The sequence below is a fragment of the Pseudomonas sp. GW823-FHT02E01 genome (assembly GCF_058797535.1).
In genome coordinates this window covers 186,747-209,362 of the sequence record NZ_JBXAJS010000009.1, presented here as the reverse complement: position 1 = coordinate 209,362, position 22,616 = coordinate 186,747, and the positions used below count along the sequence as shown (strand labels likewise).

Sequence of the window (22,616 nt, the reverse complement as noted above, 5' to 3'; positions counted from 1 at the left end):
ACCCTTCGCAAGTCTGTGAACAGCCCCCAGGGCAGGGGCTGGCGATGGCTCAGACAGATGCAGCGACAGGCGCCAGGGTGGGGCCATGCTGAACGCGCTCAGGCGCCTTGTGCACCATGGTGTAGGCGTAGTCGACGCCCATGCCATATGCACCAGAATGTTCCTTTACCAGTTCCATTACGGCGTCGTAGGTGTCGCGGTTCTTCCAGTCCCGTTGCCATTCCAGCAGCACCTGCTGCCAGGTCACCGGTACCACGCCGGCCTGGATCATGCGCTGCATGGCGTAATCGTGGGCTTCTTTGGTGGTGCCGCCGGAGGCATCTGCAACCATATAGATTTCATAGCCGGCATCGTTCATTGCCGACAGGGCGAAGGTGGCATTGCATACCTCGGTCCACAAGCCGGAGACGATGATCTTGTTGCGACCATTTCTCTTGAGTGCGTCGCGTACCTTCTGATCATCCCAGGAATTCATGGAGGTGCGCTCCAGCAGCGGGGCGTCCGGGAACACAGCGAGTAGCTCGGGGTAGGTGTGACCTGAGAAGCTTTCTGTCTCAACCGTGGTGAAGGTAGTGGGGACATTAAAAATCTTCGCTGCCTTGGCCAAGGCAACGGTATTGTTTTTCAGCGTTTGCCGGTCAATGCTCTGAACGCCGAAGGCCATCTGTGGCTGCTGATCGATGAAGATCAGTTGGCTATTAAGCGGAGTCAGGACTTCAGTTTTAGGATTGCTCATTTTTGTTTCCTTTCAGCTCGATGATGTTCAATCGCACAAGTCTCGGGTCCCGCACCTTGCAGGCATTACCGTAGCCACGAGTGCACTCCTCAGCGTCATTGCTTGAGGACGAGCAAAAGATAACGAAACAAGGCGCCTGTCGGTGGCGCATTTTTGCGCTCCTGTCGGCTCATTTATAAGCCATAAAATACGCGATCGCGCTGCTAGCATTCGCCCACCCATTCGGATCATTCCGGTCCCTCATGTGCAGGAGAATGCAATGGCAGCTTCACAACCGTTCAACAAGCAGACCGCCTACTGGGGCGTTTCCTGGGAGGAGGCGTATGGCTATCCGCAGGCACGGCGGGTAGGAAACGAGATCTACGTATCAGGTCAATTCAACCATGATGAGGCAGGTAATCTGGTAGCCCCGGCGCCGCTGAACGCCGATGGTAAGCCCAGTGATTTCTCTTCGATGGGAGAGCAGATGCGGGTCTCTTACGACAACATTTCGAAGCTGCTCACCTTGTATGGCGCAACTATGCAAGATGTTGTCGAGGAAACGCTTTATGTGCTGGACATGGACGCTGCGTTCGCGGTGGTCGGCAAAGTGCGCAAGGCGGCCTATGGCACTGAGCGGCCTCAGTGCGCGAGCAATATCATTGGGGTGTCGAGACTTGCCCAGCGTCCGCAGCTGATTGAGATCGTGTGCAAGGCCGTGATTGGCGCCCGAGACATCTGAGCTGCACTCCCGGTTTCGATCTAGGTGACCGGGAGTATCAATTGCCCCTCGACCAAGGGCTTTTGACTGGCCACGGCAGCGGCGCAGAAGGTCATGAATGCTTTGACTCGCCACGATTTTCGAATGTCCTGGTGAGTCAGCAGCCACAACTCATCCTGAAGCTCTGGCACCACCGGGCCGGCGCGTACCAACCCTGGGGTTATGTCGCCCAACATGCAGGGAAGGAATCCAAATCCCAGACCCGCCGCGATTGCAGCGCTTGCTGCTGCAACAGAATCGGTGCGGTACGCTATGCGCTCAGCAGCGACTCTGCTTTCGACATAGCTTGTCGCCTTCAAACCGCAGAGCGCTGCGGAGTATGACACCCATGCCTGGCCCTCTTCGAAAAGGGGCAAGGCAGTCATCTGCTTGGCGCAGCAGTAAGGTGCCCAGGCAATGTTCGCCAGTTTACGGCCCACCAGGCTTTCTGCAGGTTTTCTCGTCGCTCGAATCGCGATATCCGATTCATCCCGGGCGAGGCTAAGGGTTTCATTGCCCACCAGCACCTCGATGGAGATCCCCTCGTTCAGGGCCTTGAAGTCCGCGATGATGGGGGTGAAGAAGTACAGCAGCAGCGAGTCGCTGGTGGTAATTCGAAGTTTCCCGAGGGGGCCTTGGCCTGAACGTGAAACACGCCGCGTGACGCTGACGATATCCAGCTCCACTCGCTCGGCGAGTGCTCGCAATTCAGCACCCTCGGCGGTGAGCAGATACCCTGATTTGCGGTGATCGAACAGCGCGATGCCGAGCGTTCGCTCAACTTGAGCAACTCGGCGCGAAACGGTGGATACATTGATGCCAAGCTTCTTGGCCGTAGCCGAACGATTGCCGCAATCACTGAGCGTCTTGATGATGCGCAAGTCGTCCCACGAGAGCTGATTGACAGCCTCGCCTACGTCCCACTTCGTCCCATCAGGGGCAGCCGGGGCTTTTCCAGTTGGCGATTTCACACAGTTCGTTCCAGATGCAAAGGCGCTGATGATACGAGAAGGGGTTGGGTGAAGCAGCCACATTGTTCCGGCGATTGGTTGAAAACTGTTATGCCGACTGGCTGCAATGGGTCGGTTTCAGCCCCTCACGACAGGCAGTTATCGGCCAAAAATGGCCGGTGGTCGTTGCATTACGATTGTCACCGGCGTTTGGCTAAGCTTAATAAATCAGGGCGAACTGAAGCCTTGAGTAATGGCGGCCATCAACGGATCTGGATTGGCATCAAGGCGACACTCCCAAGGGAGACGACTATGTATGCGGTTATAAGAACCTACCTGGGTACTGGAGCAAAGCAGCTTTTCGAGTTGTTGGAAGAGCGCAATGCCGACGTCGAAGCGACCCTGCGGACAGTGCCTGGCCTCGTCAGCTACACACTGTTGAATACGGGTGATGGTGGTACAGCGGTGACTGTTTGCACGGACAAGGCCGGCAGCGATGCGAGCCTGAAAGTCGCGCGTGACTGGATTCAGAAAAATGCATCGAATATCCGCGCGAACCCGCCGATCGTGACGGAAGGTCCGGTCATTGTGCAGATCAGCCAGTGACCGGTCCGCAGAATGGTGAGTGCTATACTTTTTTCAGATTGCACCGGGCGTGCAACGTTCCCCACAGTACAGCTGCCAAGTGCTGCCGGACAGAGGAGGTCTGCAGCAAACCCGAGATGGGAGGTGTGGCATGAACCGACACTATTACATCAGTGACAATCTCAACGATCTTGAAAACGTTGAATATGAATTGGAAGCCAGCGGCATCAATTCCGAACAGATTCATGTGCTCAGTGAAAAAGTTGCTGATGTAGAAGAACATCACCTCCACGAGATCAGCTCGCTGATGGAACAGGATGCTGTTCACTCTGGTGAGATTGGTGCGGTGATCGGCGTGCCACTCGCAGCGTTGGTCCTGGGTGGCGCCTATTGGATGGGCTGGACCGAATCCGCCGCAGGCTGGATGCCCTTTATCTTCCTTGCCATTGTTGTATTGGGCTTCTGCATCTGGGAAGGCGGTTTTTTTGGGTTCCAGGTGCCGAACACTCACTTCCGCAATTTCAAACAGGCAGTAAAAGAAGGCAAACATATCTTCTTCGTGGATGTTGAACCGAATCAGGAATCGGTACTGGACCAGGTCATCAAACAGCATCCGAAACTGAAGATCGCCGGCACAGGAACGGCAGCCCCCCACTGGACAGTGGCCTGGCAGCACAAATGGCATCAGTTCAAGCGAGTGATATCGGGTTAGCGCCTGGGGACTCAAGGCCATCCGAAAGCTGCTAGCCTACTGGCCAAAGAAAATGCCCCTGCTGAGGAAAATATAGTCTGCCTCGGAGGCCATCAGCCCGATAAGCACCAGTAAACACAACGGTGGCACCAGTATGGCGTAGACCAATGCCAGGCGCTCCCATGCCATATGCATGAAGATGGAGACAATCAAACCTGCCTTCAACAACATGAAAGTGATGATCAGGGACCACCGAAGGTAGCCATGGAAGTGGAAATAGTCGACAAGGTACGACAGCGTGCTGAGGACGAATAACAGCCCCCAGATTTTAAGGTACAAACTGATTGGATGTTGCTGACCCTGAGCATGTGCCATCACCCGTGCTCCTCTACCATAAATAGAAGAATGCAAAAATAAATACCCACACCAAATCCACGAAGTGCCAGTAAAGCCCGGCTATCTCGACGTTCTGATAGTTGCCGGAGCGCTCATAATCTCCGCGCCATACCTTCAGCGCCACAATGCTGAGGTAGAGGGCGCCGATTGATACATGCAGTCCGTGAAAACCGGTAATCATGAAAAAACTGGCGCCAAATTGCGCCGCTCCCATGGGGTTCCCCCAGGGACGCACCCCTTCTGCGATGAGCTTGCTCCATTCAAATGCCTGCATGCCGACGAAAGTCACACCCAAGGCAGCGGTCGCCAGCATCAGGGTCGCGGTTTTCGCGCGATTACGGCGATAGGCGAAATTGACGGCCATGGCCATGGTGCCGCTGCTACTGATCAGCACAAAGGTCATGATGGCGATCAGAATAAGCGGGATTTCCTTGCCGCCGATCGTCAATGCGAATACTTCACTGGGGTTCGGCCAGGCGCTGGTGATGGTCATGCGTACCGACATGTATCCGGTCAGAAAACAGGTGAATATAAACGTGTCGCTGAGCAGGAATATCCACATCATCGCCTTGCCCCAGGGCACCTGCTTGAAGGCCTCTTTATCCGAGGACCAATCGCTGGCGATGCCCTGCCATCCCGGTGCAGGCGGCGAACCTGGTGGATTGGATGAACTGGATTCGACTTGGGCTTGTGGGTGCAATGCCATGACTGTTCACCTCAGGCCGCAGAATCTGGCGATGGCTTCATAGGTTTGCGGCGTGCTGGCCAGCAGCGCGAATAGCACGAACCAAAGGCCCAGCAAGTAATGCCAATAGATGGCACAGAGCTCTACGCTGGCGCCAAGTTGCGCCAGTGGCACATGACGCAGAAATCTGGCGACGATCCAGCACCAGGCGATCAGCCCGCCCAGCAGGTGGAGCCCATGCAGGCCGGTCAACAGGTAGAAGAAACTGTTGGCCGGATTGCTGGCGACAAAGTAGCCCCAGGCGACAAACTGCTGCCAGACCCAGAGTTGCCCCGCCAGAAAGGCAATGGCAAACACACCCCCCAATGCAAAACCAATGACCGTTGCGCCCAGCCGAGCCTTTCGGGCGGCCATACGCGACCATTGCAGTGCGATGCAACTCAATACCAGAAAAGCCGAATTCAGCCAGAGCGGCCGGAGATTGCCTAACGGCGCCAAAGGCTCTGTCAGGGGTAGCCAGTCGGCCATTTGAGAACGGGCAATAAAGGCGATCAGGAAGAGGAAGAATAACGAACTCACCACCACCAGAAACAAGCGCAGGCCTACCCTTGCGGTTTGCCTTCTATCGGCATCCTCGGCGGCCGGAATACCCTCAGGGTCGCGACTCCAGCTACCGCCGGGATCAGCGCCGTCGGCGTTTCTCAATAGCAGCCTGTTCATGTCTTGATGTCCGCCTTGGTTCCGGCACTGAGTTGCCGCATCTGCTCCAGCTCCTCAGCGGAGACCGTTTGCGGCACGAAATCCTGCTCTATCCCCGGCACACTGTAGTCATAGGCCCAGCGATGCACGACCGGCAACTTCTCTCCCCAGTTACCGTGTTTCGGCGGGGTGTCCGGCGTTTGCCATTCCAGGCTGGCCGCCCCCCAGGGATTACTGCCTGCGGGCTTGCCCTTGAATGCACTCCAGGCCAGGTTGAACAGGAACAGCAACTGGGAAACGCCGACAGTCAATGCGATCACCGTAATGAAGGCATTCAAGTCTTGCGCGGACTGCGGGATGAACGCGTAGTTTTCATAGGCGTAGTAACGACGTGGCATGCCCTGGAAACCCAAGTAGTGCATGGGGAAGAAAATGGCGTAGGTGCCCAGAAAGGTTATCCAGAAATGCAACTTGCCCAGGGTGTCGTTCAACAGGCGCCCGGTGACTTTCGGGTACCAGTGATAAATGCCGCCGAACACCACCAGTACCGGGGCTACCCCCATGACCATATGAAAATGGGCCACGACGAAATAGGTGTCCGAGAGCGGGATGTCCACGATCACATTGCCGAGAAACAACCCGGTCAGACCGCCGACCAGGAAGGTGACGATAAAGGCTAGGGCAAACAGCATCGGCACAGTCAGGTGGATGTCGCCGCGCCACAGGGTCAGTACCCAGTTATAGACTTTCAGCGCCGTCGGCACCGCGATGATCAAGGTGGTGACTGCGAAGAAAAAGCCAAAGTACGGGTTCATTCCGCTGACATACATGTGGTGCGCCCAGACCACAAAACTGAGTACGCCAATCGCAATAATGGCCCACACCATCATTCGGTAGCCGAAGATATTTTTACGCGCATGGGTACTGATCAAGTCGGAGACCAGACCAAACGCAGGGAGAGCGACGATGTAGACCTCCGGGTGGCCGAAGAACCAGAACAGGTGCTGGAACAATATCGGGCTGCCACCCTGGTGATCGAGCTGCTGCCCCAGCGAGATCATCGCCGGCATGAAGAAGCTGGTGCCCAACAGCTTGTCGAACAGCATCATGACCGCACTGACGAACAACGCCGGGAAGGCCAGCAAGGCCATGATCGAGGCCATGAAGATGCCCCATACCGAGAGCGGCATGCGAAACAAGGTCATGCCGTGCGTGCGCGCCTGCAACACCGTGGTGACGTAGTTCAACCCGCCCATGGTGGCGGCGACGATAAAAATCGCCAGTGAGACGAGCATCAGGACAATGCCCCACTCGACCCCCGGTGTCCCCTGGGTAATGGACTGTGGCGGATAGAGCGTCCAGCCCGAACCTGTGGGGCCGCCAGGGACAAAAAAACTGCTGAGCAACACCAGTACCGCCACCAGGTAGAACCAGTAGCTGAGCATGTTGACATAGGGGAAGACCATGTCGCGGGCGCCCACCATCAGCGGGATCAGATAGTTGCCGAAACCACCCAGAAACAAGGCTGTGAGCAAGTAAATGACCATGATCATGCCGTGCATGGTCATCGCCTGATAGTAAGTACTGGCGTCCATGAACGCCAAACTGCCGGGGAAACCTATCTGCATGCGCATCAAGCTGGACAACACCAGAGCGATAAGACCCACGAAGATGGCCGTCAAGGAATATTGAATGGCTATGACCTTGTGGTCCTGACTCCAGATATATCTGGTCAGGAAACTCTTGGGCTCGTGCAGTGCTTCTGTCTCGGCTTGCTCCGCATAGGCCATCACGTCATCCTCCTGCCGAAGTTTCAGTGCATTCCTGGCTGTTTTACGGCTACTTCCCTGGCTCCGCCTTGCTCGCATCAGCGTCAGCATTCGCTTTGGATTTGATAAAAGCGATCAGTGCATTGAGCTCCTCGTCACTCGGAGCCAGGGCCGGCATGACGGCTGCATAGCCCTTGACGATTTTGGCATTGGGATGCAGAACCGATTCTTTGATATAGCCCTCGTCGACCTTTACGCTCGTATCGTCGGCAAGGGTTTGCGTCTTGCCATACAGGCCCTGCCAGCTGGGGCCGACGCCCTTGTTGCCATCGACACTGTGGCAGGCCAGACAGCCGAGCGACCCGGCCAATCGCTGCCCCTGCGCCACCAGGTCTTCACCCGGGCTCGACGCTTCGCCGGTCGAAGGTTCATCGTCTTGCCCCGCTGCGCCCAGTGATTTGATCAGGGCGATGACAGCGCCCATTTCATCGTCTTTGAGAGTATAGGCCACCATCACCGGCGGGTAGCCCTGTACCAGCCGGGCCTTCGGATCGAGAATCGACTCTTTCAGGTAGGCCTCGTCGACCACCGCACTGGTGCCATCGGCAAACTGTTCAGTGCGGCCGTACAGCCCTTTCCATCCCGGGCCGAGACTGGCACTGCCATCCTGGCTATGGCAGGCCTTGCAGCCGAGCTGTTCGACCAACTGGCGGCCTTTTTCCAGCACGCTGTCGCGACCGGGTTTGGCAGTTGTCGTCAATGTCTGCGCAAAAGTCGGCTGGCCGTTGAGCCATTGATCGAAGACGCCCTGCTCTTCCACGATCATATGGCCGCGCATGTTGTAATGACCTACACCACAAAACTCAGCGCAAAGGACTTCGTATTTTCCGGTTTTAGTTGGCGTAAACCAAAAGTACGACACCATTCCTGGCACCATATCCATCTTGCTGCGAATTTGCGGTACATAGAAATCGTGCAGGACATCTTTAGCGCGCAACAAGACTTTCACCGGCCGGTCGAGCGGAAGGCGAACTTCATTATTCATTACAAGCACATCGTCTTGCCCTGCAGGATCCTTGGGATCAAGGCCGAAGGGATTGGCGGCATCAATAAACCTGATATCCGATTTGCCCAGCTTTGCGTCCTGGCCGGGAAAACGAAAGGCCCACTGCCACTGTTGGGCGACCACTTCAAGTTCGTAAGCCTCTTTCGGTACCCGGATGAAGTCGTTGTAGACAACAAGGCCTGGCGCCAGCATCCCGGCAATACCTACCGACGTAATGATAATTAACCACAGTTCCAGCTTTTTATTTTCTGGCTGGTAGGCCGCCCTGGCGCCCTCCTTGTGACGATACCGCATCACCGCTACAGCCATGAATACCGTGATGGCAATGAAAAATATTCCGCTAATGATCAGGGTGATGAACAGGGTGGTGTCTATGGAACCCCAGTTGGAAGCTGCCGGTGTCGCGTGCCAAGGCGCCAGTATGTGGAATAGCACTGATGCAATAACGATTAGTATCAGGACAATTGCTATTGCCATTTCCTCTTCATCCTATTCCTGTTGTTCATTGGTTATGCAAAAGCATCGCCACTGACGTCCAAGCAGGGCAGACAAATACCACCCATCGGGGCGGCAAAGTCAGTAAGAAGTATAGAGCCCATCGGGTTGTACGTGAGGTTGGCAAGCGAGGCCCGGCGACCGGCTATACTGAATTTCTGATGACGGACAGCAGGGTCGACCAGAAGCGGCGCCAAAAATCGAACCCTGCCCTTGTGCAGTCATCCAACATAAGTGATGGCATCGAGCAGGAACGATAGCTACAGATTCCAGCAATCCACATGGGAGGTTTCGTCATGAGTGCCCTGACGATCGAAGGTTGGTGCAAAACCAGCGGCGCCCAAAAGTCCACCCCGATGGGGGAAGTTCATTTCTACGTCGACGGCCCTCTGCACCTCCGTCTGGAGCAGGCCGAAGAGCACTTGCAGAAGACCCACGAGCCGGAAGCCATGGTCGATGTCGATATGGACTCGATGGATCTGATCATGCCCGAGGGATACGCCCCCTTGTCCGACTGTCAGATGCGTGTCTATTTGCACCACGAACGCGGACAGTTCCATCTGGTTGGACACCGGGCGAGTGACGGCAGTTTGATCTACACCAATGCGGTGTTGATAGATCAGCTGCTTGAGTAGCGGTTACGTGATTCTCGGCATCGATGTTTCTCCTCGGGTAATGTGCGGTGCCGAAAACTCACTCGTCTATTAAACAGAATTCAGTGTGTTGCTTCGACCGGTTGAAACCACAGTTAGAAGCGGCCCTTCCGCCCCGTTAAATCCACCTCGCCTCAGGGACAAGTAGCCCCTACCAAAAACAATCGGTGAAACAGGGCCGCTACTCTCTCCAAAAATGGGGTACTACACCCACCCAACCAGGCGTTTACCACCAACTTTGAGGAATATTCCCCCCTCCCCCCTTTCTCTCGCTTGAAACCCCTCGCAAACAGCTTGTTAATTAATTTGAGTTTTTTCTTCGCCCTATTGAAATGGCTCATTAGTTGCACCACCCCTGGTACCCGCAACAGCTGTCGTCCCGGACATCATGGAGACGGCGGGGCTCGCCGGATTCGGCATGACGCGAGGGGTAGGAAATGAAACGCGCGACACCATGCGGTTCCATCGCCTTACTGCCCAAGTCAAGCCTGTGGTGCGTGTTCCACGCAAAAGTGAGGATGAGTGATGGCTTCCACTGATAGATCAATTGCTCGAATCACGAAACGGCCGATGGCCCTTTATAAGCAGCTGGCCGAGTTGGGCCTGATGTTTATCGCGTTGGTGATGACGCTGGCGTTGTCCGCTGTACTGGCGATGGAATTGACCCTTGGAGTGTTCTGACGAGTTATTGCTCATGCGACGAGCGCCCGTTTTACCAGGCACCCATGTAAAGAAAGCGGTTATGGGAGGTGTGTCATGTGGAATCAGCCTCTGATGATTGTGGCGATCTACCTTGCCATCACCCTCTGCATCGGCTGGTTGTGGTCCGTTACTATCCTGTATTGGCTCTGATGCAATGCTGATTTTATGAACACACATGACCGGCAGCCATGTGTCGGTCAGGGGAATCGAAGGTCAGCCGGTCAGATGGTCCATGGGGGCGCGGGGGTAAACTTTGACTCGATCCATTGTTTGAACGCGACGACCACGGCACCCGGAAACTTGGCTGATGGCCTGACCAGGTAGACCCCACCGGCGGTATCCAATTGCCAGTCAGGAAGGACCTGCAACAGTCCCCCGGCAGCAATATCACGACTCATCAACCAGTCACCTGCCCCCAGTATTCCCGCATCGGCGCAGGCCGCCGCAAGTAATGATTCGCTGTCATTGGCCGTCAGGTTTCCTTTGGGAGAAACCGTCTGCAGTTCATTGCCGCGATGGAGTCTCCACTGAGGAAAAGACGCAAGGCCACTGAAGCGAAGGCAATTGTGCCTGATCAGGTCCTGTGGCGTTTCGGGCATGCCGTGCTTTGTGATGTAAGCAGGCGAGGCACACAGTATCCGGCGATGGTCACTCAGTTTTTTGGCTATCAGCCGGCTGTCGTCCAACTCTCCGATTCGGATCGCCGCGTCAAAACCTTCATCGATGATGTCGACCAGACGCTCGCTATAGTCAGCGATGATCGAGACATGCGGATGAGCCTTGAGAAACTCCGGCAGCATCGGGCCAAGCCAACGTCTGCCCATGGCTGCCGGCAATGCAAGGCGCAAAGTACCGCGGATTTCGCTGGCGCCCTCGGACGCTTGCTGCTGCGCTTCATTCATCAATTCGATGGCTGAGCGAAGCCGTTGCTCCAGCCTGGCACCTGTTTCAGTAATTCGAACCTGGCGGGTGGAGCGCTCCACAAGCCGAACGCCAAGGCGCTTTTCCATTGCGGCGAGTCGTTTCGAAACGACGGTTGGGTGTCGCTGCAATAGCCGGCCTGCCCCGACAAACGAGCCTTGCGAGGCCACGGCCAGAAACGCAGCGATTTCGTCGCTGTGCTGATTGTTCAGAACATCAAGATTCATGGTTTTAGAATGATCGCCCCCGATGAACGCCCCGACTCCAGGTCCGCATGCGCCAATGCTGCGTCCGCCAGAGAGTAACTTGCCCGGACCGAAGGTTTGATAATACCTGCACCTATGGCGGCCAACACATCCTGCGCTCGTTCCTGGTACTCAGAGACACTCGCCGTATGGGCTGCCAACGAAGGACGTGTCAGGAACAGCGAGCCTTTGGTATTGAGTGTCGACAGTTCCACGGCTGACGGCGCACCTGATGAGGCTCCGAACGATACCATCAGGCCTCGTGGTCGCAAGCTATCCAGGGATGCCTGGAAAGAAACACGCCCAATCGGGTCATAGACGACGTCGACCATTTTACCCTTGGTGATACGAGCGACCCGGGAAGCCAGGCTGTCTGCATCGAACACCAGGACTTCATCGCATCCCGACGCCAGAGCTTTCTCGACACTGGCCTGCTTTGAAACCACACCGATCACGATGGCACCCAAGTGTCTGGCCCACGGCACCATGATTTCCCCCAGCCCTCCGGCCACACCGTAGAGGAGAATGGTTGTACCGGGCTCCACAGGATAGGTGGCTTTCAACAGGTACTGCGCAGTGATGCCCTTGAACATGACGGCTGCTGCATCGTCAAATGACAGCGAATCCGGAATTCTGACCAGCCGCTCTGCCGGATAAAGCCGGGCCGAAGCATAGGAACCCAAGGGGCCGGTGGCATAGGCGACGCGATCCCCTGCTCGCACGTTGCTGACACCCACACCCACAGCGGCGACACGCCCCGCGCCTTCCAGCCCAATTCCAGATGGCAAAGCAATCGGCACCGCCCCTTTTCGTTGGGTCACGTCGAGAAAGTTGACACCTACAGCCTCTTGCTCAAGCCATACCTCACCCTGGCCGGGCGCTTGTTCGCTCAGTGTCTCCAGGTTCAGTACTTCAGGGTTGCCGAATTGGTTAAACCGGATCGCAGATACCATGGTCATCTCTCCTTCAGTCAGAAGCCGTTATCAAATGAGTGACCTCAGTGTGATAACTGACCTACTGATGAACAAGACGGGTTGATTGCAGGACATTAATGCACCTGTTGCAGCAATATAATCACGGATAGCACGCTTTACTACGTGGAGCATGTTGGTTTCATTGTGATTTTGGAGATGCCAAAGATTGCCTCCGAGAGTCCTCCATGGGTCGGATATAGCCCTCGGTGACAGGCAGAAATCGGCCAATACCCGACGCGTGACAATCGGTCATGACATGTCATGACCTCCTTGAAAAACGGACTTTTTCCAGCAAATACGGGGGTTAAAGGACGAACGGTCGAGAGGCGTCAAGCGTGGGGAATTGCCGGGAGTTTGCAGCCACTACAGGCTTTTCAGGCAGGCGCGTTCGTCGCGGTCAAGTGAACTTCACTTTCACCACGTGTCACATTAAGTCCTTGTCAAGCGAACTTCAGTGGAGGTACAGCCTTATGAGCATGGCCACGATTGTCAGTGCCGTGATTTCCAGTCTCGCACCCAGTGTCTTTGACCAGAGCAGCCTGCAAGAACCCGGCGCGCATGTTTCAGCCGTCGAATACCACTACGGGATGGACATCGATGTGAAACGGGTACTGCAGCGCACTGATACATCCGACAAGACCGGCGTGGTACCGGTGACCCTGGTCTACGAAGACAGCGAGGGCGAGGTTCACAAGATCCGTTTCCTCGAATGGGGTGGAAGCCCCGCCGACCCTACCAGCATTGCCTGATTCGCTCGTCGATCGGGTTCCGGGCCTCACCGCCCCCCAGAAGCGGAAGTTAAACCTCCCATGCACTCAGTGCGATTGAGGTTTTTGGTTACCTGAAAATGGACATGATCGAATGACTAAAAGTTCATTCGAGAAACTCACTATTATCTTGCTGGCGTAATGTCGCAAGATTAACTGATAACAATTGCTGGATCTAAATGGCAGTCAGCAACGGTAAATCCCAATCAAGCCGTGCCGAGAGCCAAGTTGATTCACTATTGAAGCCAAGAGGTCACCATGGAACTTAGTATGTTTTCTTCGTCCACCGTGGAATATGTGCGTTTGGGCGTTGTATATTTTCATCTTATCGCCTGCTGTGTGGCAATCGGGCTGGTCTTGACCAGTGACATTGCAATGGTCAAGCAACTCCTGAAGGGAGATGCGTCAGGCCACCACGATGACGCGCACATGGAAAGCCTTCAGAAAACCGTAGTGCTTGCACTTGTAGCGCTCTGGGTTACGGGCATTGGTATTGTCGGGATCGATTATGCCGGCAAGGGGATGGAATATTTCCTCAATCCAAAACTGCAAGCCAAAATCGGCATAGTAGTGCTGTTGACCTTTAACGGCATCCTGTTGCATAGCGCGGTATTGCCGGCACTGAAAAAAGCCGGTTCGTTACTCAAGCTCTCCTTCAGCCTGCGCATGCTGGCGCTGTTTTCCGGCGCCCTCTCTGGCGTGTCATGGTTCTATGCCGCCATGCTGGGTATTGGTCGTCCGCTGGCCTGGAAGTACTCGCTGGTGGAGTTGCTGGCAGCCTATCCGGTACTCATCATCGGTGGTTTCGGGGCGATGGTACTGCTCACCGCCTGGGCAAAAGACAGAGACACCGAAGCGCGTTTGGAGCAAGACACCAGGCCCCTGGGAAACGCCGCCCTGGCTGGATGGTGAAGTCAGGTTGAACAAGGAAGTTCAGCTTTAGCCAATAAAATCCGTTGTTAGCCGTTCGCAAAATTTGAGTTGAGCGCCTGACCGGCAAAGTCTCCCCGCCGGGCGACGATAGTGAAATCTCAATTACCCGCAGTAGTCATGGAGGCAGGTATCTATCGCTTCCCCTTCATGCAGACTACGGACAGATATGCACCCCAAAGAACACCACATAGGGCAAGTATCAGCTCCGGATTGAAAACACTCTGATCGACCGGCGCCACCAGGATTTCGCTATAAAGACACATGGCGCCCGCGATCAACGCAATAAAGTAGCCTGTCCGGTTTCTAGTCCGGCGCAGCAACAGAACCTTTTTCAGACCCTCGTCTTTCCATTCCTGTCGGGGTATGAGTTGGATCTCCTCCAGCAGCACCACTCCCCACAGCAATGCGCATAACCAATAACCTATCATCATGATGCCCTCCAGTTTGAACATTGATTCAACATGAATGCAGCGTGCACTCCGCGCTCAACTTGCGAGTATCAATTCCGGAGTCTTTTCTGACTCGTGAAACTTGCTCTCATGCATATCCTGAAGGCCATGGCGGTACAAGACTTTGACGAAGACAACTCCATTGAGCGGACGAAAATTTGCCGAGAGGTAAATATGCTTGATTGGAACGGCTCGCGCTATCGACGTTAGCAGGACTTCTTTGTAGAGCTATCGACCAAGAGCTTGTAGTGATTCCACTACAAACAGTCTGGTGCGCGGTTGCGTCGGATGGCAGGGCGATCTAAGTCAACAGGCCGTTTTCGAGTGCATAGCGGGCCAGTTTCGCGTTGCTGTCCATCCCTGTTTTTTCCAGGATGCGTGCCCGGTACGTCGTGACGGTACTCGGGCTCAAGTGCAATATCTGAGCGATGCGGACAATTCTCTCGCCTGCAGCGAGGAGCTTGAGTACTTCAAGCTCCCGGTCGGATAGCGCTTCGTGGGGCGCCGCGTCGCCTTTGCCGATAGCGTTGACCAGTTTTTCCGCCAGCTCAGGACTGACGTGCTTGCCACCTGAGGCCACCTTGCGAACTGCCGTAACCAGGGTGGCTGCGGAAATATCTTTGGTGAGGTAGCCCGCAGCACCGAGCTTGATTGCGCGTAATGCATAGGCCTCGACCGAATGCATGCTCAGCATCAGAACGGCGAGCTTGGGCTTGTGCGCACGCATGAGTTTGAGGAGTTGGAGGCCGGTCTTGTCGGGAAGCTGAATATCCACCAGCGCCACGTCGAAATCCTGCTCCCGGACCAGGAGCATTGCGTCTTGTGCCGTCTCGGCTTCACCCGTTACGTCGATCTCGCCGGCAGTCTCCAGCATGCGTCGCACGCCGCTACGCACGATGCTGTGATCATCCACCAGCAAGACTCTGATTTTGTGGTCAATCATCTGTATTTTCCATTCGCACCCGCAAGGCCCCGGCCGTATCGTGTCTCGACGTACGGATGATGTTGAACCCGCCGACACAGTGGCGTGCGCTCATGCATTCCCACACCAGCCCTGCGGCCAGTGGCCAGCAAGCCATGGAATCTACTGCAGAGTTTGACGTTAGCAGGCACAGAGCACACTTGCACTTTTGCCTCAGGCGTTAGCGGCGCCTAAGCTCTTAGGATTGTCTGCACGCCCATGGGTAATGCCTTGCCCGTGGCATCTATTTTGACTGGACAGAGGCATCGCCACAGTGACGACACCGATCGAAGTTTTCGACATGAAGACGTTGCTGGCAGCGCTGAAGTCGTTGCGCAAAGGTGACTTCACTACGCGTATGCCGCAAGACTGGACCGGCATGCCGGGCAAGATCGCCGACACGCTCAACGAGATCATCGACATGGCAGCCGACACCACCACCGAATTCGAACGCGTGGCGCGTCTGATCGGCAAGCAGGGCAAGGTCGATGAGCGTATCGAATTGCCGATGATGAAAGGCTCATGGCAAAAGATCGTCAACTCGAGCAATGCGCTCACCAGCGACCTCATCAGCCCGATGAACGAGATCATTCGCGTTGTCGGTTCGGTTGCCGAGGGTAATTTGAACCAGCAGGTACCGCCGGTACTCAACGGCCTGAGACTGCGGGGTCAGTTCCTCAAATCCGCCGAGATCGTGAACACCATGGTGACGCGACTGGGCTCCTTCGCTTCCGAGGTGACCCGCGTGGCGCGCGAAGTCGGCACTGAAGGGATTCTCGGTGGGCAGGCCAATGTCAAAGGGGTGTCCGGCACCTGGAAAGACCTGACCGACTCCGTCAACGACATGGCCGCCAATCTGACCACCCAGATGCGCAACATCGCTTACGTGACGACTGCGGTGGCCAAAGGCGATCTGGGCAAGACGATTACCGTCGAAGCCAAGGGTGAGATTCTCGAGCTGAAGAACACCATCAATACGATGGTCGGCCAGCTCTCGAGTTTCGCTGCGGAGGTGACCCGCGTGGCGCTGGAAGTCGGTACCGAAGGCAAGTTGGGCGGTCAGGCGGAAGTGCGCGACGTATCAGGCACCTGGCGCGACCTGACCGAATCGGTCAACGGCATGGCGGCCAACCTGACCACCCAGGTGCGCAACCTCGCACAGGTGACGACGGCGGTGGCGCGCGGCGACCTCGGCAAGAAAATTACGGTTGAAGCCAAGGGCGAGATTCTCGAACTGAAAAACACCATCAACACGATGGTCGACCAGCTCTCCAGCTTCGCCGCGGAGGTGACACGCGTCGCACTGGAAGTCGGTACCGAAGGCAAACTGGGCGGACAGGCCGAAGTGACCGGCGTGTCCGGTACCTGGAAGGACTTGACCAATTCGGTCAACGGCATGGCGGCCAACCTGACCACCCAGGTGCGCAACATTGCCGACGTGACGACGGCGGTGGCCAACGGCGACCTGTCACGCAAGATCACAGCCGAAGCGAAAGGAGAAATTCTCCAACTCAAGGAAACCATCAACACGATGGTGGACCAGCTCTCGACCTTTGCCGACGAAGTGACGCGCATGGCTCGCGAAGTGGGGACCGACGGCAAGCTCGGTGGCCAGGCCAAGGTGACAGGCGTCGGTGGAACCTGGAAAGATTTGACCGACTCGGTCAACAGTATGGCGGCCAACCTGACCAATCAGGTGCGCAACATCGCCGACGTGACGACGGCGGTGGCCAAAGGCGACCTGGGGCGCAAGATTACCGTGGAAGCCAAGGGCGAAATCATGGAGCTGAAGAACACCATCAACACAATGGTGGACCAGCTCAATAGCTTTGCCGCCGAAGTGACGCGGGTGGCGCGCGAAGTCGGCACCGAAGGAAAGCTCGGGGGACAGGCACAGGTGCAAGGCGTGTCCGGCACCTGGAGGGATTTGACCGAAAACGTGAACTTCATGGCCGCCAACCTGACCAGCCAGGTGCGAGGCATCGCGAAAGTGGTGACCGCTGTAGCCAACGGCGACATGAAGAAGAAACTGACACTGGAAGCCAAGGGTGAGATCGCCGAACTGGCCGACACCATCAACGGTATGACCGATACGCTGGCGCTGTTCTCCGATCAGGTGACCTCGGTGGCGCGTGAAGTGGGCGTCGAGGGCAAGCTGGGGGGCCAAGCCAACGTGCCGGGTGCTGCCGGCACCTGGCGCGACCTGACCGACAACGTGAACGGTCTGGCGGCCAACCTGACCAATCAGGTGCGCGCAATCGCCGATGTGGCGACTGCCGTGACCAAGGGCGATCTGACGCGTTACGTGGAGGTGGAAGCAAAGGGTGAAGTGGCGGAGCTGAAGGACAACGTCAACGAGATGATCCGCAACCTGCGGGAAACCACGCGGCAAAACGCGGAGCAGGATTGGCTCAAGAGCAATCTGGCGAAATTCAACCGTCTGCTGCAGGGCCAGCGCGATCTGGCGGCAGTCTCAAAGATGGTGCTGTCTGAACTGGCTCCGCTGATCAACGCCCAGCACGGTGTGTTCTACATGATGAACGAGAGCCCGCCCGATCCTGCGAAACTCAAGCTACTGTCCGCTTATGCGTACAAGGGAAACATCAATGTGAACGATGAGTGGCGGCTCGGCGAGGGCCTGGTCGGGCAATGCGCTTATGAGAAGCGGCGCATCCTGCTGACCGATGTACCCGCAGATTACGTCGCGATTTCATCCGGACTGGGTGCCGCCGCCCCGCTGAACATCATCGTGTTGCCGATCCTGTTCGAGAACAAGGTCAAGGCCGTCGTCGAAATGGCTTCGTTCACGCGCTACAGCATCATTCATCAAACCTTCCTTGATCAGCTTGCTGAATCGATTGGTATCGTGCTCAACACGATCGAAGCCAATATGCGTACCGAAGAACTGCTCAAGCAGTCGCAATCGCTGGCGCAGGAGCTGCAAAAGCAACAAGAAGAATTGAGACAGACCAACGAGGAACTGGGGGACAAGGCTGGACTGCTGGCGGAACAGAAAGCCGAAGTCGAGCGCAAGAACCGCGAAGTCGAAATCACCAAGCTATCGCTGGAGGAGAAGGCGGAGCAACTGACGCTGACCTCGAAGTACAAGTCCGAATTCCTCTCCAGTATGTCCCATGAGCTCAGAACGCCATTGAACAGCTTGCTGATCCTGGCCCGCCAGCTCAGCGACAACGCGGAACACAATCTCACTCCCAGGCAGGTCGAATATGCCAAGACCATCCGTAGCGCGGGCAAGGATCTGCTGGAGCTGATCGACGAGATTCTCTATCTGTCCAAGATCGAGTCGGGTACGGTCACACTGGATCTGAATGAAGCGCTGTTCGCCGATCTGCACGACCAGATCGAACGCACCTTCCGGCCGGTCGCCGAAAGCCGGGGCCTCTCCTTCACGATTGAACTGGCGACTACCCTGCCCCCCGTCATCCGGACCGACGAAAAGCGCCTGCTGCAGGTGGTCAAGAACCTGCTGTCCAACGCCTTCAAGTTCACTGAGCAAGGCAGCGTCAAGATCAGCATTGCGCCCGCTGTGTCCGGGTGGAGCGTGGATAACAGCGAATTGAATCGTGCCGATGCGGTGGTCGCCTTCGTGGTCACCGACACCGGCATTGGCGTCTCTGCCGGCAAGCAGAAGCTGATCTTCGAAGCGTTCCAGCAGGGCGATACCGGAACCTCACGAAAATACGGCGGCACCGGCCTCGGCCTGTCGATCAGCCGCGAGCTCGCACACCGGCTGGGCGGTGAGCTGCGACTGATCCCCGGTGAGATCGGCAAGGGCAGTACTTTCGCGCTGTACGTGCCCTTGCGTACACAGGATGCCCAGGGTCAGACGCTAGACGAATCAGCGACAGAGGCAGTACCTGGCCAGGTCAAGCGCGACCTCATGTCAAACCCGACCGCACAGGTACTGGACGACCGCGAGTCTGTCCAACCCGGGGATCAAGTGCTGCTGATGCTCGAGGGCGACGCCCGATTCGCCAGCATTCTGCTCGAGGCCGCGCACCAGAAGGGGTTCAGGGCTATCGTCACGACCCGTGGCGCGGATGCACTGGAGCTTGTCGAGCGCTTCAAACCCGCCGCGATCACGCTGGACCCGGGCCTGACGGACATCGATGGCTGGTCGCTGCTCGAGCAGTTGAAGCGCAATTTCGCCACGCGTCACATCCCGGTCCAGATCATCTCGATCGCTGACGACCACACCCGCGGGCTGCGCTATGGCGCTTTCGACTATCTGCTCAAGCCGGTCACAGCCGACGAGATTCAAAATGCGCTGGCCGCCATCGTGGCATTCGCTCGGCGCAAGACCCGGGACCTGCTGCTCATCGACGGCGACGAAGGGAACCGCGCCCGCATCCTCGATCTGCTCGGTAACACCGACGTGAAGATCACAGCGACCGACAGCGGCGCTGAAGCCATGAAGAAACTGGCAAAGAAACGCTATGACTGCATGGCAATCAATCTCAAACTGCCCGACGCATCCGGCATCAGGTTTCTCGAGGCGTTGCAGGAAGACCACGCCATGCGTGAATTGCCGATCGTCGTCTATGGTGCAGAGACGCTGACCAAACCGGAACACGAGCGTTTCAGGACACTGCTCGGCAAGAGCGTCATCAAGGCCGTTCAGTCCCCCGAGCGCATACTCGACGAAACCGCTCTGTTTCTACACCGTGTCGTCGCCAGGCTGTCGCAGACCCAGCGCAGAATGCTGGAAAAACTCTATGAGGGTTCGGACAGTCTCGAGGGTAAAAAGGCCCTGGTGGTCGACGATGACGTGCGCAATATTTTTGCCCTGACCAGCGTGCTTGAGAGCAACAAAATGCTGGTGGCCACAGCCGAAAACGGCCGGACCGCCATAGAACTGCTGCAGCAGCAGCCCGATACCGACATCGTGCTGATGGACATCATGATGCCCGAGATGGATGGCTTTGAAACCATGCGCCAGATCCGTACATTCAAAAGATTTGAAGCCCTGCCCATGATTGCGCTGACGGCCAAGGCGATGATGGGTGACCGTGAAAAGTGCATCGAGGCAGGCGCCTCGGACTATGTCAGCAAGCCGGTGGATACCGACCAGCTACTGTCACTGATGCGCAAATGGCTCTATCGATGATTCTGTGCCGCGCTCATTGCGCGACAGCAAAGGTGGCAAAGTGCGCAAGGCCGGCTCGACTTTACCGGTGTTGCCGTAACGGCAAGAGGCGCTAGCGCAAACCGAAGTGGCATAAATATGCAGCAGGAACCCCCGGTATTCAATGAGAGAACCCAGGTGCGGCACCCGCTGCCGCCTGATGGCGTGCCAGCATCCGTGTTGCTGGTGGATGACAATCCCGCCAAGCTCACGGCGCTCGCTGCGGTGATTGCCGACATGGGCCTCGATATTGCCACGGCGACTTCCGGACGCGAGGCGCTGCGCCTGCTATTGCAGCGCGACTTCGCCGTCATTCTGCTCGACGTGAAAATGCCAGTGATGGACGGTTTTGAAACCGCTGCACTCATTCACGGCCGCCCGAAGTCGGCCCACACGCCCATTATCTTCGTCACGGCGGAGGCCGACACCGATTCCGAGCGTTTCCGCGGTTATACGGCCGGCGCAGTCGATTACATCTTCTCGCCGATTGTGGCCGAGGTTCTTCGCGCCAAGATCCAGGTGTTTGTCGACCTGTTCTACTTGCAGCGCAAACTGACAATGCAGGCCGAAGAATTGCTGCAATCGAAGCTGCAGCTGCGTGAACTGGCCTCCTATCAGGAGCACATCAAGGAAGAAGAGCGAAAGCGGATCGCACGGGACATCCATGACGAGCTGGGGCAGAGTCTGCTGGCGTTGCGAATCGATGTCTCCATGTTGCAGACGCGCACCAGTACCATGCACCCCAAGCTCAACGAAAAGGCCAGCGATGCCCTGAATCACCTCGATACAGCCATCCGCAGTGTCCGCAGTATCATCAATGATCTTCGGCCACCCGTACTCGATCTGGGATTGCAGGCAGCGATCGAGTGGCAACTTGAAGAGTTCCGTCAGCGCAGCGCGATCGATTGCACGATGTCGGCGAAAGATGAAAACTTCCGTTGCGATCTGAATGAAAAATCCGCCACCACTCTGTTCCGCATCGTGCAGGAATCGCTGTCGAACATTGCCCGGCACGCGCAAGCGACACAGGTGCATATCGAACTCTCCAGGGAGGGTCGCCGGCTTTACCTGCAGATCAAAGACAACGGCGTAGGCATGACGGATCGCAAAAAACTGAACTCGTTCGGGTTGGTGGGGATGAAGGAACGCATCAGCATGCTGGGCGGGGAGTTCACGATCGACAGCGCACCGGACAAAGGAACGAGATTAACGATATCGCTGCCCCTCGACTGACCCGGCTGGCATCAACACCAGAACAACCACACTGCAGCCCTGCCATACTGTTCAACATGACCAGTGCAACTTTCCGCTTCTACGAGGAGCTCAACGATTTCCTGCCGGCCGAACGGCGGCGGCAACCCTTCACCTGTGAGTGCGCGCAAGGGGCGACGGTCAAGCACATGATCGAGGCGCTCGGGATACCGCACACCGAGGTCGAACTGGTGCTGCTCAACGGTGAGTCGGTGGGCCTGGAGCGGGTGATCCTCGACAATGACCGGCTGGCGGTGTATCCCAAGTTCGAAGCGCTGGACATCAGCCCGCTGCTCAAGGTTCGTGCGCAACCTTTACGGGTGCTGCGTTTCGTCGCGGATGCGCACCTTGGCGGGCTGGCCAGCCTGCTGCGCATGAGCGGCTTCGACACCCTCTACGACAATGGCTTCGAGGATAGCGAGATCGCCGAGATCGCTGCGCAGCAAGGACGCATCGTGCTGACCCGCGACCGAGAACTGCTCAAGCGGCGAATCATCAGCCACGGCTGTTATGTGCATGCCCTGAAACCGTCGCTGCAGCTGCGCGAATTGTACGAGCGCCTCGACCTGGCGCGTAGTGCGCGGCCATTCAGCCTGTGCCTGCATTGCAACCTGCCGCTGCACGAGATCAGCCTGGAACTGGCCCGGACGCAGGTGCCGCCACGCATTGGCGTCCTCTATTCGCACTTCCTGCGCTGCGACGCCTGCCAACGGGTTTACTGGGAAGGTTCGCACTGGCGCGGTATGTGCGCATTGCTGGCACCGCTGCTGAATCGATAGCCGCCAGTCCTTGGCGGGCAAAAT

At 56.7% G+C, this 22,616-nt stretch carries 20 protein-coding genes; 9 read left to right on the top strand and 11 right to left on the bottom strand.

All coding sequences use genetic code 11. The annotated features are described in order from the left end of the window. Positions 1–49: 49 nt before the first annotated feature. Complete coding sequence (locus AC1RDQ_RS22020; protein WP_008020170.1) at positions 50–736, bottom strand: hydrolase; 687 nt, start codon at positions 734–736, stop codon at positions 50–52. Positions 737–995: 259 nt separating this feature from the next. Between AC1RDQ_RS22020 and AC1RDQ_RS22015 the strand changes: the two genes are divergently transcribed. Beyond that, complete coding sequence (locus tag AC1RDQ_RS22015; protein ID WP_057715328.1) at positions 996–1,457, top strand: RidA family protein; 462 nt, start codon at positions 996–998, stop codon at positions 1,455–1,457. A 20-nt stretch (positions 1,458–1,477) separates the two neighbouring features. Here AC1RDQ_RS22015 and AC1RDQ_RS22010 read toward each other — a convergent pair whose 3' ends face one another. Next, on the bottom strand, positions 1,478–2,446 hold the full coding sequence (locus AC1RDQ_RS22010; RefSeq protein WP_492588105.1) for a LysR family transcriptional regulator: 969 nt from the start codon (positions 2,444–2,446) through the stop codon (positions 1,478–1,480). Between the two features lie 291 nt (positions 2,447–2,737). Between AC1RDQ_RS22010 and AC1RDQ_RS22005 the strand changes: the two genes are divergently transcribed. After that, entirely contained in the window at positions 2,738–3,031 is a 294-nt protein-coding gene (locus AC1RDQ_RS22005) for a hypothetical protein (RefSeq protein WP_057715330.1), read from the top strand. Between the two features lie 130 nt (positions 3,032–3,161). Next, a complete protein-coding gene (locus AC1RDQ_RS22000; RefSeq protein ID WP_057715331.1) occupies positions 3,162–3,722 on the top strand; it encodes a hypothetical protein in 561 nt (186 codons plus the stop codon). Between the two features lie 36 nt (positions 3,723–3,758). Here AC1RDQ_RS22000 and AC1RDQ_RS21995 read toward each other — a convergent pair whose 3' ends face one another. Genes AC1RDQ_RS21995 through AC1RDQ_RS21975 form a run of 5 tightly spaced genes read right to left on the bottom strand, consistent with a single transcriptional unit; the run spans position 3,759 to position 8,793 of the window. After that, on the bottom strand, positions 3,759–4,076 hold the full coding sequence (locus AC1RDQ_RS21995; RefSeq protein WP_057715332.1) for a cytochrome C oxidase subunit IV family protein: 318 nt from the start codon (positions 4,074–4,076) through the stop codon (positions 3,759–3,761). A 13-nt stretch (positions 4,077–4,089) separates the two neighbouring features. Further along, complete coding sequence (locus tag AC1RDQ_RS21990; RefSeq protein WP_218498406.1) at positions 4,090–4,803, bottom strand: heme-copper oxidase subunit III family protein; 714 nt, start codon at positions 4,801–4,803, stop codon at positions 4,090–4,092. A 6-nt stretch (positions 4,804–4,809) separates the two neighbouring features. Further along, entirely contained in the window at positions 4,810–5,502 is a 693-nt protein-coding gene (locus AC1RDQ_RS21985) for a cytochrome c oxidase subunit 3 (protein ID WP_223503598.1), read from the bottom strand. After that, the gene (gene ctaD / locus AC1RDQ_RS21980; RefSeq protein WP_492588162.1) at positions 5,499–7,271 is read right to left on the bottom strand and encodes a cytochrome c oxidase subunit I; all 1,773 of its coding nucleotides are present in this window, start codon (positions 7,269–7,271) and stop codon (positions 5,499–5,501) included. Before ctaD ends, AC1RDQ_RS21985 begins: the two co-directional genes overlap by 4 nt. 49 nt (positions 7,272–7,320) lie before the next feature. Continuing rightward, positions 7,321–8,793 (bottom strand): cytochrome c oxidase subunit II, encoded by a 1,473-nt coding sequence (locus AC1RDQ_RS21975; RefSeq protein WP_057715336.1) that lies wholly within the window; start codon positions 8,791–8,793, stop codon positions 7,321–7,323. 314 nt (positions 8,794–9,107) lie between these two features. Between AC1RDQ_RS21975 and AC1RDQ_RS21970 the strand changes: the two genes are divergently transcribed. Continuing rightward, positions 9,108–9,446: a hypothetical protein gene (locus AC1RDQ_RS21970; RefSeq protein ID WP_057716632.1), complete on the top strand. Its 339-nt coding sequence runs from the start codon at positions 9,108–9,110 to the stop codon at positions 9,444–9,446. A gap of 941 nt (positions 9,447–10,387) precedes the next feature. On the opposite strand, the gene AC1RDQ_RS21965 is transcribed toward AC1RDQ_RS21970, so the two are convergent. After that, on the bottom strand, positions 10,388–11,314 hold the full coding sequence (locus AC1RDQ_RS21965; protein ID WP_090454858.1) for a LysR family transcriptional regulator: 927 nt from the start codon (positions 11,312–11,314) through the stop codon (positions 10,388–10,390). Then, the gene (locus AC1RDQ_RS21960; RefSeq protein ID WP_492588104.1) at positions 11,311–12,285 is read right to left on the bottom strand and encodes a quinone oxidoreductase family protein; all 975 of its coding nucleotides are present in this window, start codon (positions 12,283–12,285) and stop codon (positions 11,311–11,313) included. The genes AC1RDQ_RS21965 and AC1RDQ_RS21960 overlap by 4 nt, the downstream gene beginning before the upstream one ends. Positions 12,286–12,776: 491 nt before the next feature. Here AC1RDQ_RS21960 and AC1RDQ_RS21955 point away from each other — a divergent pair, with 491 nt between their 5' ends. Together AC1RDQ_RS21955 and AC1RDQ_RS21950 are read left to right on the top strand one after the other, a co-directional pair. Next, the gene (locus tag AC1RDQ_RS21955) at positions 12,777–13,055 is read left to right on the top strand and encodes a DUF2790 domain-containing protein (protein WP_057715339.1); all 279 of its coding nucleotides are present in this window, start codon (positions 12,777–12,779) and stop codon (positions 13,053–13,055) included. Positions 13,056–13,331: 276 nt separating this feature from the next. Then, positions 13,332–13,985 carry a hypothetical protein gene (locus tag AC1RDQ_RS21950; protein WP_492588103.1) on the top strand — a complete coding sequence of 218 codons (654 nt, stop codon included), beginning with the start codon at positions 13,332–13,334 and terminating at the stop codon, positions 13,983–13,985. Positions 13,986–14,137: 152 nt separating this feature from the next. Here AC1RDQ_RS21950 and AC1RDQ_RS21945 read toward each other — a convergent pair whose 3' ends face one another. After that, positions 14,138–14,437: a hypothetical protein gene (locus tag AC1RDQ_RS21945; protein WP_150813722.1), complete on the bottom strand. Its 300-nt coding sequence runs from the start codon at positions 14,435–14,437 to the stop codon at positions 14,138–14,140. Positions 14,438–14,756: 319 nt separating this feature from the next. Beyond that, positions 14,757–15,398 (bottom strand): response regulator, encoded by a 642-nt coding sequence (locus AC1RDQ_RS21940; RefSeq protein WP_057715341.1) that lies wholly within the window; start codon positions 15,396–15,398, stop codon positions 14,757–14,759. A 319-nt stretch (positions 15,399–15,717) separates the two neighbouring features. On the opposite strand from AC1RDQ_RS21940, the gene AC1RDQ_RS21935 reads away from it, so the two are divergent. The 3 genes from AC1RDQ_RS21935 to AC1RDQ_RS21925 all read left to right on the top strand — a co-directional run bounded on the left by AC1RDQ_RS21935 (position 15,718) and on the right by AC1RDQ_RS21925 (position 22,592). After that, a complete protein-coding gene (locus AC1RDQ_RS21935) occupies positions 15,718–20,544 on the top strand; it encodes a HAMP domain-containing protein (protein ID WP_492588102.1) in 4,827 nt (1,608 codons plus the stop codon). Positions 20,545–20,661: 117 nt separating this feature from the next. Beyond that, complete coding sequence (locus AC1RDQ_RS21930) at positions 20,662–21,795, top strand: ATP-binding response regulator (RefSeq protein ID WP_090454854.1); 1,134 nt, start codon at positions 20,662–20,664, stop codon at positions 21,793–21,795. Between the two features lie 56 nt (positions 21,796–21,851). Then, positions 21,852–22,592 (top strand): Mut7-C RNAse domain-containing protein, encoded by a 741-nt coding sequence (locus tag AC1RDQ_RS21925; RefSeq protein WP_057715344.1) that lies wholly within the window; start codon positions 21,852–21,854, stop codon positions 22,590–22,592. Positions 22,593–22,616 lie beyond the last annotated feature (24 nt).

Excerpts from the sequence above, each read along its gene's own strand:
- AC1RDQ_RS22020 (WP_008020170.1), bottom strand. The coding sequence starts at position 736 with ATGAGCAATCCTAAAACTGAAGTCCTGACTCCGCTTAATAGCCAACTG.
- AC1RDQ_RS22015 (WP_057715328.1), top strand. The coding sequence starts at position 996 with ATGGCAGCTTCACAACCGTTCAACAAGCAGACCGCCTACTGGGGCGTT.
- AC1RDQ_RS22005 (WP_057715330.1), top strand. The coding sequence starts at position 2,738 with ATGTATGCGGTTATAAGAACCTACCTGGGTACTGGAGCAAAGCAGCTT.
- AC1RDQ_RS22000 (WP_057715331.1), top strand. The coding sequence starts at position 3,162 with ATGAACCGACACTATTACATCAGTGACAATCTCAACGATCTTGAAAAC.
- AC1RDQ_RS21995 (WP_057715332.1), bottom strand. The coding sequence starts at position 4,076 with ATGGCACATGCTCAGGGTCAGCAACATCCAATCAGTTTGTACCTTAAA.
- AC1RDQ_RS21990 (WP_218498406.1), bottom strand. The coding sequence starts at position 4,803 with ATGGCATTGCACCCACAAGCCCAAGTCGAATCCAGTTCATCCAATCCA.
- AC1RDQ_RS21985 (WP_223503598.1), bottom strand. The coding sequence starts at position 5,502 with ATGAACAGGCTGCTATTGAGAAACGCCGACGGCGCTGATCCCGGCGGT.
- ctaD (WP_492588162.1), bottom strand. The coding sequence starts at position 7,271 with ATGGCCTATGCGGAGCAAGCCGAGACAGAAGCACTGCACGAGCCCAAG.
- AC1RDQ_RS21975 (WP_057715336.1), bottom strand. The coding sequence starts at position 8,793 with ATGGCAATAGCAATTGTCCTGATACTAATCGTTATTGCATCAGTGCTA.
- AC1RDQ_RS21970 (WP_057716632.1), top strand. The coding sequence starts at position 9,108 with ATGAGTGCCCTGACGATCGAAGGTTGGTGCAAAACCAGCGGCGCCCAA.
- AC1RDQ_RS21965 (WP_090454858.1), bottom strand. The coding sequence starts at position 11,314 with ATGAATCTTGATGTTCTGAACAATCAGCACAGCGACGAAATCGCTGCG.
- AC1RDQ_RS21960 (WP_492588104.1), bottom strand. The coding sequence starts at position 12,285 with ATGGTATCTGCGATCCGGTTTAACCAATTCGGCAACCCTGAAGTACTG.
- AC1RDQ_RS21955 (WP_057715339.1), top strand. The coding sequence starts at position 12,777 with ATGAGCATGGCCACGATTGTCAGTGCCGTGATTTCCAGTCTCGCACCC.
- AC1RDQ_RS21950 (WP_492588103.1), top strand. The coding sequence starts at position 13,332 with ATGGAACTTAGTATGTTTTCTTCGTCCACCGTGGAATATGTGCGTTTG.
- AC1RDQ_RS21945 (WP_150813722.1), bottom strand. The coding sequence starts at position 14,437 with ATGATGATAGGTTATTGGTTATGCGCATTGCTGTGGGGAGTGGTGCTG.
- AC1RDQ_RS21940 (WP_057715341.1), bottom strand. The coding sequence starts at position 15,398 with ATGATTGACCACAAAATCAGAGTCTTGCTGGTGGATGATCACAGCATC.
- AC1RDQ_RS21935 (WP_492588102.1), top strand. The coding sequence starts at position 15,718 with ATGAAGACGTTGCTGGCAGCGCTGAAGTCGTTGCGCAAAGGTGACTTC.
- AC1RDQ_RS21930 (WP_090454854.1), top strand. The coding sequence starts at position 20,662 with ATGCAGCAGGAACCCCCGGTATTCAATGAGAGAACCCAGGTGCGGCAC.
- AC1RDQ_RS21925 (WP_057715344.1), top strand. The coding sequence starts at position 21,852 with ATGACCAGTGCAACTTTCCGCTTCTACGAGGAGCTCAACGATTTCCTG.